The sequence below is a fragment of the Candidatus Poribacteria bacterium genome (genome assembly GCA_028820845.1).
In the GTDB taxonomy this organism is placed as follows: domain Bacteria; phylum Poribacteria; class WGA-4E; order WGA-4E; family WGA-3G; genus WGA-3G.
Genome location: JAPPII010000065.1, coordinates 1 through 17,651 on the forward strand (window position 1 = coordinate 1; position 17,651 = coordinate 17,651).

Below are 17,651 nucleotides of genomic sequence, written 5' to 3' on the forward strand. Positions count from 1 at the left end.
TCGTTTATTTCGCAGCTATATTGATCACTGCTAACAAAATGTAAACACTACGTAGGAATTTCTTCCGAAACAATTTCCGATTAATCACTGGTTGTTGGTTATTGGTTATGGATTATTCGTTGGTTGTTAGTTATAAGTTAAGAGGGTTTTGGTAATAATTCACTGCGCATTAGAGTACTCCAGACGTAGCCGGATTGTTACAAAGAAACCTCTCACCAGATTAAACGGATTGGAAGCCCCCTACTTTAGTGGGGGGAGGAAAATCCGCCCTCGTGAATTAGGCCATAGCGTTTTTTTTTTGAAAAAAAACACTTGACATTTTTAGTAAATTGTGGTTTAATATCAATATCAGGTTGGCAAGCATGAACAGCATTGTCGCTTGACAATGTGCTTGCCTCCCACTGTTCAGGGGATAAACGCCTGATACCTGATATACCATGAGATTGACTTTCAAATATCCTGTGTATCCTACGAAAACACAGGAACAAACATTGTTAGCGTGGTTTGACCACTTGTGTGAACTTCAGAACTCGGCGCGCAACAATCGCAAGCACGCACATGAGACAGAGGGGCGTTTTGTTTCGCGATATGACCAGGAACAACTTTTGAAGATTGCCCGTGAGAAATATGACGATTTCCGCTCCGTGCCTCAAGATTTCCAAGTTTCTGCCCTCAAACGTGTTGAGAAAGCTTTTGATGCATTCCGTAAGCGATGTAAAGCGGATGTAGCAAAAAAGGGGTATCCTCGTTTCAAGATGCGTGTCCGTTCTGTGACGTGGTGTTTGCGAAAGCACAAGGTCAAGGATAAAGCGACAGGCACTTATGAACGCGTCCGCCAAAATCCGATACGCGAAACAGGCACGCGCCTTGACAGGTTGAAAGTCCCGAAACTCGGTGAAGTCAAGATACGAATGCACCGCCCTTTTGTCGGGGACCCAAAAGAAGTTACACTTGTCAAGAAAGCAAGTGGCTGGTATGCCCATATCTCTTGTGAACTCCCGGATATCCCGAAAGTTGAACCGACGGCTGCGATTGCCGTTGATATGGGAACGACCGACTATCTGACGACTTCTGACGGTGAAAAAGAGGGCAATCCAAGATGGTATCGCAAAGCAGAAGGCTTGCTCCATAAGCATTCTCAGACGATGGCACGTCGCAAGAAAGGTAGTCAGCGTTGGTACAAAGCCGTTCATGCGATTGCATTGCATCATGAACGCACCGCAAACAAGCGAAAAGATTTCATTGGGAAACTTATCTACAAACTGTTTCATCATCAGAAAAACAACGTTCTCATTTCAGAAGATTTGAGAATCGCAAACATGGTAAAGAACAAACACCTCAGCAAGAGTATCTCTGATGCATCTTGGGGCATATTCTTTGAGTGGTGTGGAAACATAGCCGAAAGAGACGGTTTCCACTTCCACCAAGTGAACCCCAAAGATACTTCGCAAACTTGCTCGTGTTGTGGTCAGAAATCGCCAAAGAAACTTTCGCTGGCAATACGCACTTTTGATTGTGGTTATTGTGGCTCGTCTCTTGACCGAGACCACAACGCGGCATTAAACATACTTTTCAGGGCAGCTGCTGCCCTTCGTGGAGAGCGGTGGGTTACCACCCTCTATGAAGCGAGAAACACCGCCACTAAAGCATTCGGGTTTAAGACCCCCAACCAGTTATCGCTGTTTGATGGTTTGACACAAGCCCCTTGCTTTAGCGAGGGGTAGTTGACTTATAACTATTAACCGACAACTTATAACCCTAATACGGTTTTCCGAGAAGCTCAAACGTAACGCTTTGTGCTGCTGCGCCACGCATCTGGGACGAGGTCTGGTTGCTCGCAATAGCACGGATACGATGGTTGGCGATACCAAAACTTCTCAGAGATGCTGCGGCTGCCTCGGCACGTTGTAAGGCAAGAACCCGGTTCGCTGCCGGATCTCCCTCCTGACGTGTATGCCCGACTACCCTGAGATAGTACTGTGGAAACGATTTCAAATTTGCAGCGAGCTCTCTCAGCGCACGTTTACTACCCGGAAGAATCCGAGCATTCCCGCGTCCGAATTGGATGGGTTCTACCTTCATCGCCGCAACAGGCGCAAGCCCGTTCCAGTTCGCATCAGAAAGTGGATTTAGGGATGCCGCTTCTCGAACCTGTTCCATCGGTGTTGATCCAACAAAGATGCCGTCTAACTCATCTGTACCGCTTGTATTCAACACACCGGGATGAAATTTATCATGATGAAGTGCCCGCAAAATACCTTCAAAGAAGAGCTGCTCATAATTCCCTGACACTGGATCGGCAGCGACCGAATTCGTCTGCACCAGCACCTGCGTAATCTTAGCGATAATCGCTTCGAGTCTCTCGGTCCCCTTTGCTTCGGTTGCCGGTATCACGCCGAAATGTGCGTAATTCTCAACCGTGTTCCGCCATTCAATACCCTTAACTAATTTATCCGTCTCCTTTCGGTTAAGTGGATCGCCATACTGCTTCGCATCTGCTTGAATTAAGGAGGCTAACCCGTCAGGTTGGTTATTGTAATCGTAGTTCGCTCGGAGATACGCCTGGACAACGTGTGTGACCAGTTCACGTTGTGAATCCAAAAATTCGCGCTGAACAACTAACACATCAACGATATAACCCTTCAGTTTTGAACTGTCTAACAGCAGATGCACACCTTCAATAGCAAGGGCTTTGGTCACATAAGGCTCCCAGAGGACGTAGGCGTACGGCTCATCTGGATCAGCGGACTTGAGCTTCTTATACGCATCTTCAGCACCGTTTGTTTCAACCGCCCACGAAGGCGGAAGACTCGGCAGACTCATCTTGTTAATCATAATTCGGGCAAGCGTTTCGCTCGGCGAATCCGGGGTCAATACAATACGCGCCCGCGGATTACTCAAACTCGGTATCTGTGGAACCCCCCGCTTATGGGCAACAATTGCATCCGCACCTTTAGATTCATCAATCACGAGGACAATCGAACCCGGAAACTCACCGATAACGCTACCCGTCTTGAGATAGGCATCAATAGTGAAAACCGCCATCTGAACCTTACCGCTTTTCAGTGCCCGTGCTCTCCCGACATAATCGGCTTTATCGTCAACGAACGTCAGTTTAATCCCTTGACGGTTCAGCAGGTTCTGAACAGCAGGAGAACGGAGTACCGCATACCCAGGAAACGAGTCGTGTGATACCTTGATGTTATGGGCATAACGTTGGGTACTCGTCTCTTTGACAAGGTTGCCCCGAATCCACGGTTCAACGAGGAACTTATAGGCTATCCCTATTACGCCGATGATAACAAGCCAACTTGCCACCATGACGATTATGCGTTTTTTCTTGTCTGCGTCCATAGTTCCTATTTCCTATTTCTCAAAGCCAAGAAACCGATAACGGAAAACACAATCAGAAGTATAACGAACCATAGGGTCCCACGATTTCCAGCATCAGACTGCTGCGGTGTCGGCACCTTTCTCGGTGGTGTCGTTGTTTGCGGTGTTGTTGTCTCCATGGGCTTCACAGCGATTGCCGTGTTGCTTGGTGGGGTTGTGAGCTGTTGAATCAAATCGGCAGCAATCTCCGGTGAAAGGGGCGCAATATATTCAAAGGCATCTGCTCCGTCAGCATCTGGACCCGTATCCCCTGTTTCCGCAAGAATCTGCGACACTGCCGCCATCAGCTCACCTGGATTATCTGCTCTGCGGTAACTATCCACGACCTGTGCCAACATGTGATCGGTTTTCATATCAACGCCTATCACATCAACGCGAATCTGCCGATTGAGGATTTCAGGCGTATAGTGCTCGACTTGGGCAGCGTCCGATGCCTCACCATCTGTGACAATTAACAAACGGTAGTTTCCATAGTTGTACTGTTTTGCCCGTTCTTCAAGAAGACGATTTGCCCCGATCCGAATATATTTCCCCAATGGGGTGCCGCCCCCGGGTTGTGGTAAGTCGATGGCTGCTATCAGTTTTTGAGTTTCCTTCTCACCCAACGGGTACACCCATTCATTTCGGATATTGGCACCACTAAACACCAGCAATCCGATCCACGTGTCATTCGGAACTTTCGCTAAGACTTCTTGGAGTGCTGCCTTTGCTGCTTCCATCTTCGATTTCGTCTGATCGCCGCTAAACTTCTCCTGCATGGAACCCGAAGCATCAAGAATCACAACAATGTTATCTTTATGAATATCATCCGCACTACAAATCTGGAGACCCAAAATGAACAGACTTAATAAGAGAATAAATCGCACACCAAACGTGGCAGTTATAACGCATTTCATAAAAAACTCTTATCTCAGTAAGGTATCGGTTATCAGTCATCTGACCATGATTACCGGGCTGCTTTTCCCAGTTCATCCGCGTAGTCCTGGTAATCACTGAAATCACATTAATCCTGGTCAAAAATCAAAATCGGAGACCGCAACGGCTTCCGCTGAAACTTTAATCAGTGCGAACTCAACCCGCCGATTTTCTGCTGCTTCCGTCGGACTCGTCGGCTTTGCAATAACAGGCTCCTTAATCCCGACACCGACCGGCACAATCTGATCTGGATCGATACGGGCGTTTTTGCGACGGGCATAGGTGATAATTGCCTGTTTCACGGCTTGACCACGCTGTTCAGAAAGTTTGAGTGCAGCGCGCATCACTTGATAAGGACTCTCAACGCTGCTACCATCGTCAAACTTCTTTTCTTGAATCAATCGAATCAGAGTGGCGGTGTCTTCCAAACTAAAAGGCCTGCCACTCATAAAGTATTTGTAGTTGCCCCGCGTCCCTGTTCGCTTCAAAACACCTGTTTGAAGCCCCGTTTTAACCAATACGCTTAGTGTTCGAGACGGATCGCTGTGTCCTTTGATCGCGATGGCTGCATTCCCATATCTTGAAGCTAATTCAACAACTCGGTCAAACTCTTCCCGATATTCAGTATCACTAAACGTATCTTGGTTCGCCTTAAATTGAATCGTAAACGAGATGAGCGTCTTCTCGTCAAGCACTGCGTCTTCATTAAACGATTCAATTTCAGCGCGCACTGTCTCCTTTTTGAAACGGGTCTGTTTCAATTGCGAAGGTGCTGTCACGGTAGTCGTGAGCAGATTCTTAAAAGTTGAGGCGTTAAAATCCAGATCCGACGGAATTAGCGCGTATCTCTGTCTCGCAAATCCCCAATTCACCGCCATATCCAATCCAGCTTTATTAAAGCCTTCAAAACCGGTAATGGTGTTGCTCGGATCGTTGAAGAAAGCAATATTTCCGGGTTGCCCAACGAACGTACAATCTGCTATTAAGCCGTGGGCATCTTCTTCAAGGGTGGGCAATACTTCCTTCCCGTAGATGTTTTGCATCATCGTCAGGAGCTGCGTGTATTTTTCGGAACCACTCGTTTCGTATGTTTTTTTCAGAGCGACAACCTCTTCGGCACCCTTCAGATAACCAGCGAAGAAACGTTCAACAAACGGTTTATAAGCGTCGTAGAAATCCTTGCGGCACGCATAGACATCCGCAATCGAACGAGAAAGTGTCGCAGTGCTCACGACGACGCTTGCCCCTTTAACCGTGCCTTCAGCACCTGTGCCAGTGTTCTCAGATCCACCTGTTAATCCAATCATATCAGGCGTTATCACAAAACAACCTGCAATAGTTGCGTCGTTGCGGAAGCGTTCTGCCGGTCCGTTGGCACCTGTTAATTCGTCTACCCAAACAATTGTCACATTTGACTTTGAAAGCCGGGCAGTTTTCAGCATATCATAGAGCATCCCTACGTGGGGACCACCCTTTTGGATAGCGATCTTTTTGCCCCTGAGGTCAGAAATCTTCCGGATGTTAGAGCGTCCAACGAAATGATCCCCCGCCGACCAGGTGAGCTGCCCAAAAACGACCGGTTTTGTGCGCGCATCTTTTCCTATGGCTTCACTCGCCTGCACTATCATCCTAAACGTGCCACGCAGAAACGGGGATTTGCCTGAAAGATAGTCGCGGACCTGTTGCTGGAAATTGTCGCCCGGAACCAATTTGATATTCATTCCGAGTTCCGCCATAATCGTACCCGGACGCGTCGTTAGTCCACCATTGGCGTGGAAGAGTGCTGCTTCCCCACCCCATGTGATGTATGGCACTACCAACGGGGTCACTACCGTTACCTCTTGAACTCTCACAGGACCGACTGCATCTGAAAACAGTTCTTGCGCCTTCGCGTATGGGGCAAGAAAAATAAGTAACGTCACAAGACAAAGCAACAGACATTTTCGGCGTACCTTCCAAGTTTCCAAAAACCTGTTCTGGAAAGTAAAAAAGCCTTGGCGAAATGCCCTAAAATTCTTTTTCATAATTTTCCCCTCGTTCTTCTTTAGGGTAGATTTTACAATTACCGCGTCAACGCATACGCAACAACGTTTATTCCCTGTTTAAATGCCCACGTCCGTTGTTCCTCGCCACCCGGCTCACACGGTCTACCTTCCCACGCACAATTCAAATCGCTCGGACAGAAATAGATAACCACGCGATCGTCATCCATAATAGCCTCGTCATAATCAGATATATCTGGAATGCGTTTGTCACCACCAAGGTATTCATCATGTTCATAGAGCGTATGATAAATCGGATGGCTCATATCCAAACGTTCAAACTTCTTTTCTGGATATACCTGCCGAACCATCTCATAGATATACGGGCGTAAACCCCCGCGATAGTTATTCCAGCGTGCATCGCAATCTTCGACGTGGAGGAAACCGCCGCGTTCAAAGTAATCCCGTAATTTACGAACCTGTTCCGTAGAGAGTCGAATCCCGCTGTGTCCAGTCATGTATAGGAACGGATAGGCGAATAATCCTTCATCGTCAATATCAACATATTGTGGATTCTCACGTACCTCAACATCGATTGTCGTATTCTCAGCGAGAATCTCCGTAAACTTCAAATCCGATTGCCACCGGTAATAGTTAACGATGTTCGTGTACCAATCGCCACCCGGATACTTAAGTCGCACAAACGTAAATTTCTCACCCGTCGGATTCATCTCAGGATAGTGATGTTCAATCACGCCGTATCGCGTGCCGTAATGAACGTCTCGTGCCGCGTCATAAGGAATATATTCTCGGAAACCCCATTGTGCGTCCGCAGGCAGAATTAATCCACCCGCCGCAAGCGCAGAAGCAGCAAGCCCGACGGATCCCTTCAAAAAAGAACGTCTTGACAGCGTGTCCTGTTTCGATGCCACTCCCGATATAAATTGATGTTCGTTATTCGATTTTTTCTTAAGTTCGGGGGGTCTGCTCTTACGCAACATAGTTTGTTTCTCCCCTTGTTACGATCTGTTTCGCTCCCAGTTCATCGTGTCTAAAGACAAGGTTTTGGTTTTCACCTCAATTTTTCTATTCTAACGCTATTATAACCTAAAACCGTGAAAAAATCAAGATAGCATCCGAAATCGCGCGTCCCTGCTGTCTCGGCATCGGGCGAATTCGACGGTTACCACGGGCAGTTCTCGCGTTTCTCTCTGCCCCCGCCCTTCGCGGTGCCGGCCTGGCACTTGGCCTCGCACGCTCAGAATCCGTCTGCTTGACACTTACAACTTTGTCTCGAATCACCAACATTGATGAGTTGCCGCCATCAAGATTAAGCGCGTCCGTCGCACCCCATCCCAGAAAAAGTTCCGCAAGCCGTGGTAACTTAACACCACGTCGGACACCTGCCTCCGCCGCCGTTATCGTCACAAACAGCAGCGTACCATCTGCCTTTTTACCGATCGCCGTGCGTGGATGCCAAAAACTGTGGAATGCCTGATCAAATCCTTCGCGCTCGTACGCTTTCGTAACGGATGCCATCCCGTCTTGGAGTAGCAACGGACCCCCACCAATAATATGCGTGAAACTTGCCCACAACTTGCTGTCTCCAACGCGTTCAGGGATGATGGTCTCACGAATCTGAACCCCATCACCTTCTGCGATATGTGCCAATAGATCCCTGCTCCGCCTACCACTCGCAGATAGAACATAGCCGTCAGCAGGAATGCGCGAACTCCCCTCTCTATCCCGAACATCGGTCACTTCACCACCCTTCACAACAACTTCCACACCATCGGGGGTCGTCAACGTCACGGTGTGAAAGTGTGGACGGTAAATTACCAACTCGTTTCTACCACGACCCCGGTTCATACCATCAATTGGCAATGTTTCACCACTCGACAATGCCAATTCTTGTCGTAGTGCAATCCGGTCAATGTATGACTCGATTTTTCCATCAACAGTTCGGAGTCCAATCGCCGCTCTACCCTGTTCCGGTTCACTCACCCATTCACCGTCAATCTTCAACGCACCGACAGACTCGCCACGAAACGTCCCCGCCATCTCAAAGAAACCGCCATTTATAGCAGCCAACGCCTTGTGCCGCCGCGCAAGCGATACCAGCGATTCCGTGCCAATCCCCGCACTCAACGCTCGATACGGACGAATCTCAACAGCATCCGGTGAGACCGAAAGGATGTTCGTCAGCACGCCTTTGTCCAATATCTGCCGGTGGCTAATGCCTTGTGCAACCGATTTGGTTACATCATTCCGTTCACGATCCATAAAGGAGCGGAAATAATCCGTTACGCTGTTGAACCGAACCGTCTGTCCGACCCGAATACCGATACAAAAAATTAGCAGAAAGCCAATTATTGTGAACGTGCGTGGATAGCGTCTGATAAAACGAAAGCACCGTCGTCCTAAATAAGTAATATCAAACATGGTTTAACCAACAACTATTAACCAACAACCATCTCAGAAATCCGTTCTTCCCATTCATCACACGTCGCGTGGGTCAACCGCACCGAAGCACCGATGTAATTCGTTGGATCCCGGAGTGCCTCACGCTGCAGCTCCGTCAGCTGATCAAGGAACGGGCGAAACGTCTCATCTTCCCACAGCAGTGCAGTCAGGCTCTTACCAGTCTCATGCACCTGTCCGATTAACTTCCGGGTATGGTCGTATGCATCGGGAAACCCGTAATATGCCATCAACAGATAGATAGGCTCGGCGATCGTGTCCTCCGCGCTCAGCGCGAGATTGCGCCGCATGTTATCCGCCTTCACATCCATCTCGTCCAAGGCGCGCCGAAGCCGATAGATCGCGTAATCAAACGCTGTAAACAGTTCTGTCAAAAAGCGACTTGATGCTGAATTCGTCAGATCCCGTTGATGTTCCAAAATGCTATCCATGAAAACCGTCTGCATGCGTGGCACAAACGCCTTCCACAAACTCTTGATATTCTCGTAGGTCTCCGGATTCACCTTGTGGGGCATCGTCGATGACCCTACCAGTTGCGGGTTATATTTCCTGCCAACCTCAGCGATTTCAGTACGATAGAGATGTCGCATATCGTCTGCAAAGTTCGCAAGCACCGTGTACGCCGCCGTGACGTGATATGCCAAGTCAGAGATAAACTCGGGTTCCACACACTGCGTTGACGTGTGTGTATCAGAGGGTTTCAAACCGAGCAGTGCGAGGAAGTCCGCCTCAATCCGTTCCGGGTGTTCATGGATGAGCGTGAGACCGTTAAACGCACCGACCGCCCCTGAGAATTGTCCACGCAGATTTTGACCCGCCTCGTGAATCTTCTCAATCCTTGTACCCAGACGACTCACATAAAGTGCCAATGAATAACCGAACGTTGTCGGTTCAGCGTGTTGTCCGTGTGTCCTACCGATTTGCACCGTTTCCGCATGTTCACGCGCCAACGCAATCAGTTGCTGTTCCAGCACAACAAGGTCAGGAATAATCACATTTTCTGTTAATGCCTTGAACCGCAAGGAGGTCGCCGTATCCAAGATGTCCGCAGAAGTCGCAAATAGATGGACATAAGGGCGCGCGTCGGGACTAATTTTCCGCCGAATTACATTAACGAGCGAACGAATATTGTGCCGAATGCGGGACTGTTCCTCGTAGACCTCTTCCGCCGTCACAAGATCGACCGCCGCTTCCACCTCATCAGCGATCGCTGACGAACAGACACCATAGTTTGCCAAGGTCCGTACCAGTGCCGCCTCCACCTGTGCCTGATACGTGACGTATCCTGCTTCAGAGACGTAGGGCAATAACCGTTTCATAAAATCCGGATCCCCGCCATAGTATCTAAAATCCAGTGGACTGACGGCTTCATAAAGTTCCATAGAAATACATACTCCGTTTTTTTACTTTAATTATACATGCAATTTAGGGGTGTGTAAAGTGGAATCCTTGACTTTTCGCCGAGTTTGTGATATACTTTGAGAAAGCGTTATGCAAAATAGGGTACAGACACGCTATTTATAACTGGCAGGTGTACGGAAAGGCAGCAGGGGTGAGAAGAAGTCGAGTTCTCCAATCAATTCAACAGAAAATTATTCAGAACTCCTATCAAGTAACCCAACATGCGTTAGATGAAATGCGAAAGGACATGCTATCAACATCCGACGTGAAGCAGGCAATTCGGAGAGGTCAAATAGCCCAGAGGTTCACTCGCGATCGGAGAGGTCCCCGATATAGACTTACAGGGCCTGCTCGTGATGGAAGGGAAATCAATGTGATCTGTCGCATTCTAGTAGTCTGTCACATCTAAACTGACAGGTCGTTCGTAGTAGGGCAATTCATTGCCCGTTTCTGACGTGCGATAAATCGCACTACTACGAACTGGGGTTTCCCATCATTTGAAAGTTGACAGAACACTAGATTCAAAGGTATTGCGAATTATAACAGTTTATGCTACAGAGGAGATGCAACAATGAATGCTTTTGAATGTGAATATTGTAGTGGCGACATCCGCCCGAAAAAGGTTACCGTTAATCACTCCTACGAAGGCAAATTGGTAATTATCAAGGATGTACCAGTAGGTGTCTGCCAAGAGTGTGGGCAACGGTATTACGACGCAGCTACACTCGACCAACTTGATACCTTGGCGCAGAACAGCGATACTGCACCAGAAAGGATATCTGTTCCAGTCATAGTTATGAGTCCTTAGCGTGTTAACGTTAACTCTGGATGAGTATTCCGAGAGGATCCTTGTGGCAAATAATCGCTTTCTTTGTAGCATAAACTTTTAGTTTGTGTATCACTGTTCCCAATCCTGATCTCAACAAATTTCCACCGTCCCTTCCATCCTTCCACACTTCCAAGCCCCTCCTGGCCACCAACACCCGACCGCTAACCCCTATTAACAATCCGCTGCCAAAAACTAACACTCCATGGCTAATAAAAATTTGAAAATTTATTTTTCCTGTGATACAATCAAATAAACCCTATAGAAAGAAAAATTGAACGCGCATGAAAATTCCGACACTCATTGACAACGTAGACGGCAACACCCTCCTGAAAGCCCTTGAGAGCCTACTCATAAAAAGTGTCAGTTTAGACATAGCCACCGGAACATTTGAAATCGGTGCATTCCTATCGCTCGGCGAGACATGGCGACATTTAGATGGAATCCGTCTCCTAATGGGCGACGAGACTACAAAACGCACAAAAGATCATCTAATCAAGGCATTACAAGAAGTCACAGATGATAATATTGAATCCGTAAAAGAACAAGATGACACCCTCCATGGACTTGCTGCTGTCCGAGATGCAATTCGCAGGGGACAAATCGCCGTTCGCGTTTATGACAAAGCCAAATTTCACGCGAAACTCAACTTGATGCATGCCCAAAAATCAAGTCTTGTTGATTTCGCTACCGTCGGCAGTTCCAATTTCACCACTCCAGGACTCACCCAAAACGTTGAGTTGAATTCTTTCATCACAGATGCCACACATATTGAGAAGCTCAACGATTGGTACGATGCCCGTTGGGAGGAAGCCTCCGAAGTGAAAGCCGAGCTGCTCCGCACAATTGAGCGGCACCTTAAGGAGTACTCACCCTTTACCGTTTATGCCAAAGCACTCCATACCTACTTCAGAGGACGCGAAAAACCTGCCGATGAGTGGGAAGAAAACGAATCGGTGATTTACCAAACGCTTTCGCAGTACCAAAAAGACGGCTACCATGCTGCACTCCAGATAGCAGATACTTGGAATGGCGCGCTTATCTGCGATGGAGTCGGTAGCGGTAAAACCTACATCGGTTTGATGCTGCTTGAACGCTATCTAAGAGAGAACAAACGCGTTTTGCTCATTACCCCTAAGTCAGTTGCAGAGAGTGTCTGGAATAGCCAAGTGAGTCGCCAACTCCAGTCGAAATATCCCCTTTTCCTTCAGGAACACTATCGTATTAAACTGCACACCGATCTCGGTCGTCAAGGTGGGATAAGCGAGGAAGAACTCGATTACTTCCGAAAACACACAGATGTCATTATTATAGATGAAGCACATCATTTTCGGAATCCCCGTTCCAACCGTGGCAGGCTTCTGATGGAGCTTGCCAGAGACAAGAAACTCTATCTCCTCACTGCTACGCCGATCAATAATAGCCTTGATGATATCTATCATCTGATTAATTACTTTGGGCAAAACAACAGAAGACATTTCGCCAGCATCGGCATGCATGATTTCCGCAAGCACTTCCGCGGTATTGAAAAACGACTTGAGAATGAAGACACTGAAATTGTCGAACAGGTTGAAGAAGACGACTTTTTACGTCAAGACCCATTATTGAAACAGGTGCTTATTCAGCGAAGTCGAAAGTATATCAAGGAGGCCGAGAAAGAATCAGGAACACATATCCTTTTTCCTGAGCGTACTATACACCCCACAGTTGATTACTCGCTTCGCCGGGTCTATCGAACCCTCTATGATGAACTTCAAAATGCCTTTGATCGATACGATCCATTTCTCAATCTGGCAATTTATAACACTGTTAAGTATCACAAAAACCCTGAGAAACGGATTGAACAGCGCGAAAAACAGGTTATCGGTCTCATCCGGACCCTTGTACTCAAACGCTTGGAAAGTTCATGGCGCGCGTTTGAAGCAACCGTTGAAAATTTACTCCTCAAGATGGCGGACTGGTTGAAAAAACATGCCCCTGAACGCTTTAAGATGTGGGAAGGCACGAACCGGAGATGGTGGCGCGTTGTTCAGAAACACATTCTAAAACGACTCCAAGAAGATGATATCCCATCACAACCCACCCCAGAAAACCTGCAACGCTCCGTTGCATCCAATCCCTCTGAAGAGGAAGACGACCTCGCCTCAGTTGAAACTGATGACGATTTTATCCCGGAAGACCACGATGTAGACAGGTTGTTTGACGATGTTGTGGACGATATGAATTTCTTGACGGGACTCCTCAGTCGAATCTATCGACTTTTTTATCACGACCAGTTGGCAAGCGAACCCGCTACAGCGCAAGATGATAAACTCCAGCAGCTTCTTAAACTCTTAAAAGAACACGCTAACGAGAAAGTACTCATCTTTACTGAGTTTTGTGACACCGCTCGTTATCTTTATACCCAACTGCGGTATGCCGGTTTCAAAGATATTGAGCAAATTGATAGCCGCCGGAAGGTAAACCGAGAAGAAATTATCGAACGCTTTTCGCCTTGCTATAACGGAAAATCTCCTCAAAGCGTTTTGCCTGTTCAGAAACTCATCACGACGGATGTACTCGCTGAAGGGCTTAACCTACAAGATGCGTCTATTGTTATCAACTACGATTTGCATTGGAATCCCGTCCGACTCATGCAACGCATCGGTAGATTAGACCGGCGGCTTGACCCAGAAATTGAGAAACAGCTCAGCCGGACAGATCCGACTGTCCACGTCTGGAATTTCCTGCCTCCCGCCGAACTTGATGACATCCTTAAACTCCGAAAACGGGTCGATGGCAAAATCCTCCGTATCAGTCGCACGCTCGGTATTGAAGGAAAATTCGTTTCGCCCGACGACGACAATAAAACCCTTCAGTTGTTCAATGAACGTTATGAAGGCACGGAAAACACGGAAGAATTGATGAATCTTGAACGTCAACGTATCTCTGAATCTCATCCAGAACTCTGGAGGCAATTGCCAAACCTTCCACTGCGTCTCTTTTCGGGCAAACCCGTTGACGAAGAGCCACCGCCTTTTCTTAATCGCGATGGAGAACCTATTTCACCTGATCGCGTTGGTTCTATTGGACTTTTCTGTTGCTACGAGATGCCAAATCGTGAAATTAAATGGTACTTCTATGACGCTGAAATTGATGCGGTTCTTGACAATGTTGAAGAAATATGGCCCGAAATCCGGTGTGCCGAGAATACAGAACGCTGGACGGAAAGCGGTCCCGGTGGACTTGTAGATGCTCGCAAGCGAATTGAACGCCATATAAACGCTTATCTTATGCGCATACAAGCACCGATGGGGACGAAACCTAAACTCATCGCATGGATGGAGATTTCTTAATGCCTTACATAACCCCAGACGACATCCATAACATTCACAACTTCGACACCCTTTTAGATTTTCTACGCGAAAAACTCGACTGGCACATCCCCGAAGACGTTGAACTTGAAGATATTGCCTTCCCTTGGTCCGCTGAGGAGCTTGATCTTGATGAACTGACTGAAGAATTGGTCGTTAACTGCCAGCAGCTCCCACCATTCCCAACCCATCAGTTAGAGTTTGATTTTTCAGACAGCACGCAGCCGTGGGGCATCTTTTTTCTCCAATTCGACAGTGAACTGATTTATCGCACAGCATTACGCCGCGTCCTTCGTGGACTCGTTGAACGGCGCGACCGAGACGCAAGCCTCCCCGCATGGAGACACGACCACCTCCTCTTTATCTGCACCACAACCGATTTTCAACGCTTTGCCTTCGCGCACTTCGCATCCACCACGGACAACTGGCGACGTGCCGTGCTTTCCATCTTCTCTTGGGAACAAGGCGATACGCATATCCGCACGCTCTGTGAATATAACCTCCCTGCGCTCACCTTTCCAAGTGAGGGATTTTCAGATGACGAGGGGTGGCTAAAAGCATGGCAAGCGGCATTTGATGTAGAAGCAGTGACCGATAAATTCTTCACCGACTACCAACGCGTCTTCGCGCAAGTAGAAAACGCTGTTGAAGGCATCCCAGAAAACGAAACAGAAACCCGCCGGCTTTATACCCAACGTCTCTTTAACCGACTGATGTTCCTGCGTTTCATAGAAAAGAAGGGATGGCTCACCTACAACGGTGACCGAAACTACTTACGCGCCCTCTTCAATGCTGGGGACGGAACATGGCGTGTGCTAACTACTACCTCTGTGATAAGTGGGGAGGGGGGACAGAGCATGTTAATGATATTCCGAGTACTGTAGAAAATTTCCTCAACGACCGCCTCTATTGGGCATTCTTTCATGGACTCGGTAATGCAGGAGACTTACCTGAGGAGTCAGCCGTAGCTGTCGAACGCCGCGGCGAAGTACCCTTTCTCAACGGTGGACTCTTTGAAATGCAGGAATATGACCAGCGCAACGCCGTCCATATCCCTAATGACAAATTCGCCGAAATCCTCGAACTCTTTGAACGCTACAACTTCACAGTAACCGAATCCACACCCCTTGATATTGAGGTGGCAGTAGACCCAGAAATGCTCGGAAAGGTGTTTGAAGAGCTCGTAACCGGCAGACACGACACCGGCAGCTACTACACACCGCGCCCCGTTGTCTCCTTCATGTGCCGAGAGAGTCTGAAAATCTGCCTCCAGAACAAAACCGACGAGACAGAGGACTGCCTTAAAAAGTTTGTTGACGATGGTGATGCGACAGAAATCCGGAACCCAGAGAAGGTATTAGAAGTTCTCCAAACGCTGCGTATTTGCGATCCAGCATGTGGAAGTGGTGCCTATCTACTCGGTATGATGAGCGAATTGCTTCGCTTACGAGAGGCACTCTTCCAAAGCAATCAGATTGATTCCACAACAACCTACCAACGCAAACTCGACATCATTCAGCAAAACCTCTACGGCGTAGATAAAGACGACTTCGCTACCAATATTGCCATGCTCCGATTGTGGCTCAGCCTTGCCGTCGACTTTGACGGTGAAACGCCAGAACCGCTGCCCAATTTGGACTATAAAGTTGCAACGGGAGACAGTTTAACAGGACCCGCACCGGAACCCTTGGACGAACAAATTCGACATGAGGACCACCTGATTCAACAGATTCAAGAGCATAAATCTAACTATCTTGTCACCTACACCGACCCAGAGAAGCGGGAACTTCAAAAGGTAATTGCTGATCTCGAAAAAACCCTCCAAGGATGGAGTGCAAACAAAGATGAGTTTGTCTGGCAAGTCAAGTTTTCGGAGGTATTCCAAGAAGGTGGATTTGATGTCGTCATTGGTAATCCTCCTTATGTTCGCCAAGAACTTATCAGACCGATTAAACCGACTTTAAGGCGATTATTTTCAGAAGTATATGCCGGCACCGCAGACCTCTATGTCTATTTTTACAAGCGCGGTACCGAGCTGCTCCGCACAAGTGGTGTCCTTACTTATATTTCTTCCAACTCGTTTTTGCGTGCAGGATTCAGCAAAAAACTCCGGAAATTCTTTACCGATAAGGTATACTTTCATAGGTTGCTTGATTTTGGAAGTGTCCCTGTTTTTAAGGCAGGTGTGGATACCTGTATTTTCCTATATGAAAGTAGAGCACCGAACGCTGAAGCCTTTTTTGCCGCGACGTTTCGTGATAAATCTGATATCCCGCGTCTTGCCGAAGCATTTCAAGAGCGTGCTTTTTTGATGAATGTTTGTGATCTATCAGCAAATGGATGGGCACTAACATCGTCAAAGGTAATTAGATTGCTCGCAAAACTACAACAAACTGGCATACCGTTAGGAGAATATGTCGGTGGAGTGTTCCACATGGGCGTAAAGACTGGATGTAATGACGCGTTTATCATTAGTGAGTCTATACGTCAGCAATTGATTGTGGAAGATGCAAGAAGCGACGAACTCATAAAACCTGTACTGAGGGGGCGTGACCTTAAAAAGTGGCGAACAAAAAGGACCGAGCATTATCTGATTTTCACGCGTCAGGGGATTGATATTGGACGGTATCCGGTTATCAGAGATTACTTAAATCAATACAGAGAATCCCTTGAAAGCCGCGCATCAGGAAGTTATGAATGGTATGAAATTCAAGCCAATGCTGCTTATTACTTAGATTTTGATGATCCTAAGATTATCTATCCAGATACAGCAAAGTCTCTATACGCTTGTTATGATACAACGAAATCGTTTGGATTAAACACAACACACTTCATACCTACTAATGATCTCTCCTTACTTGCTATTTTGAACAGTAAGCTTTTTGATTGGTATGCCCGACACAAGTTTCAGAGTATCAACGATCCATGGAAAGGCGGCAGATTGCGCTTCTTTGCCCAATACATGGAGAAGGTTCCGATAGCGGGTCGGACTGCGGCACAAAAAGCAGAGCTGACAGATTTGGTTGAACAGATACTTGCAGACCCAGAAAGTGGTGGCGTGCGTGAAATCGAGCGGGAGATAGATAAGTTGGTGTATCAGTTGTATGGATTGACCGATGCGGAGATTGAACTGATTAAGCAGACGTATCGGGATGCAGGGATGGAGATGTGATATTCCGGCTTTTCCCTTGACTTGCAGGGTTTCGTGTGTTATACTTATTCACCAATCACTCATTATTTTGCAACTTGATTTACGGAGATAAAAGGACATGTTGAACAATTTGATAGAAGGTCATGCCA

General features: G+C 47.5%; 11 protein-coding genes. 5 read left to right on the top strand and 6 right to left on the bottom strand.

The genetic code is table 11. From position 1 onward, the window contains the following. Nucleotides 1-437: 437 nt before the first annotated feature. Complete coding sequence (locus OXN25_13120) at nucleotides 438-1,724, top strand: RNA-guided endonuclease TnpB family protein (GenBank protein ID MDE0425799.1); 1,287 nt, start codon at nucleotides 438-440, stop codon at nucleotides 1,722-1,724. A 34-nt stretch (nucleotides 1,725-1,758) separates the two neighbouring features. Here OXN25_13120 and OXN25_13125 read toward each other — a convergent pair whose 3' ends face one another. The 6 genes from OXN25_13125 to OXN25_13150 all read right to left on the bottom strand — a co-directional run bounded on the left by OXN25_13125 (nucleotide 1,759) and on the right by OXN25_13150 (nucleotide 10,153). Further along, nucleotides 1,759-3,354, bottom strand: a complete 1,596-nt coding sequence (locus OXN25_13125) for an OmpA family protein (GenBank protein ID MDE0425800.1) — start codon at nucleotides 3,352-3,354, stop codon at nucleotides 1,759-1,761. Between the two features lie 5 nt (nucleotides 3,355-3,359). After that, nucleotides 3,360-4,289, bottom strand: a complete 930-nt coding sequence (locus OXN25_13130) for a VWA domain-containing protein (GenBank protein ID MDE0425801.1) — start codon at nucleotides 4,287-4,289, stop codon at nucleotides 3,360-3,362. A 117-nt stretch (nucleotides 4,290-4,406) separates the two neighbouring features. Beyond that, on the bottom strand, nucleotides 4,407-6,332 hold the full coding sequence (locus OXN25_13135) for an ABC transporter substrate-binding protein (GenBank protein ID MDE0425802.1): 1,926 nt from the start codon (nucleotides 6,330-6,332) through the stop codon (nucleotides 4,407-4,409). A gap of 38 nt (nucleotides 6,333-6,370) precedes the next feature. Then, nucleotides 6,371-7,291, bottom strand: coding sequence for a DUF4159 domain-containing protein (locus tag OXN25_13140; protein ID MDE0425803.1), 921 nt, complete (start codon nucleotides 7,289-7,291; stop codon nucleotides 6,371-6,373). Nucleotides 7,292-7,397: 106 nt separating this feature from the next. After that, on the bottom strand, nucleotides 7,398-8,732 hold the full coding sequence (locus OXN25_13145; protein ID MDE0425804.1) for a phosphodiester glycosidase family protein: 1,335 nt from the start codon (nucleotides 8,730-8,732) through the stop codon (nucleotides 7,398-7,400). A 17-nt stretch (nucleotides 8,733-8,749) separates the two neighbouring features. Next, nucleotides 8,750-10,153 carry a lyase family protein gene (locus OXN25_13150; GenBank protein MDE0425805.1) on the bottom strand — a complete coding sequence of 468 codons (1,404 nt, stop codon included), beginning with the start codon at nucleotides 10,151-10,153 and terminating at the stop codon, nucleotides 8,750-8,752. A 590-nt stretch (nucleotides 10,154-10,743) separates the two neighbouring features. On the opposite strand from OXN25_13150, the gene OXN25_13155 reads away from it, so the two are divergent. The 4 genes from OXN25_13155 (at nucleotide 10,744) to OXN25_13170 (ending at nucleotide 17,523) form a co-directional block, all read left to right on the top strand. Further along, on the top strand, nucleotides 10,744-10,980 hold the full coding sequence (locus tag OXN25_13155; protein MDE0425806.1) for a type II toxin-antitoxin system MqsA family antitoxin: 237 nt from the start codon (nucleotides 10,744-10,746) through the stop codon (nucleotides 10,978-10,980). 302 nt (nucleotides 10,981-11,282) lie between these two features. After that, nucleotides 11,283-14,333 (top strand): helicase-related protein, encoded by a 3,051-nt coding sequence (locus OXN25_13160; GenBank protein ID MDE0425807.1) that lies wholly within the window; start codon nucleotides 11,283-11,285, stop codon nucleotides 14,331-14,333. Then, complete coding sequence (locus tag OXN25_13165; GenBank protein ID MDE0425808.1) at nucleotides 14,333-15,235, top strand: hypothetical protein; 903 nt, start codon at nucleotides 14,333-14,335, stop codon at nucleotides 15,233-15,235. The genes OXN25_13160 and OXN25_13165 overlap by 1 nt, the downstream gene beginning before the upstream one ends. Further along, on the top strand, nucleotides 15,157-17,523 hold the full coding sequence (locus OXN25_13170) for an Eco57I restriction-modification methylase domain-containing protein (protein MDE0425809.1): 2,367 nt from the start codon (nucleotides 15,157-15,159) through the stop codon (nucleotides 17,521-17,523). The genes OXN25_13165 and OXN25_13170 overlap by 79 nt, the downstream gene beginning before the upstream one ends. Nucleotides 17,524-17,651: the final 128 nt, after the last annotated feature.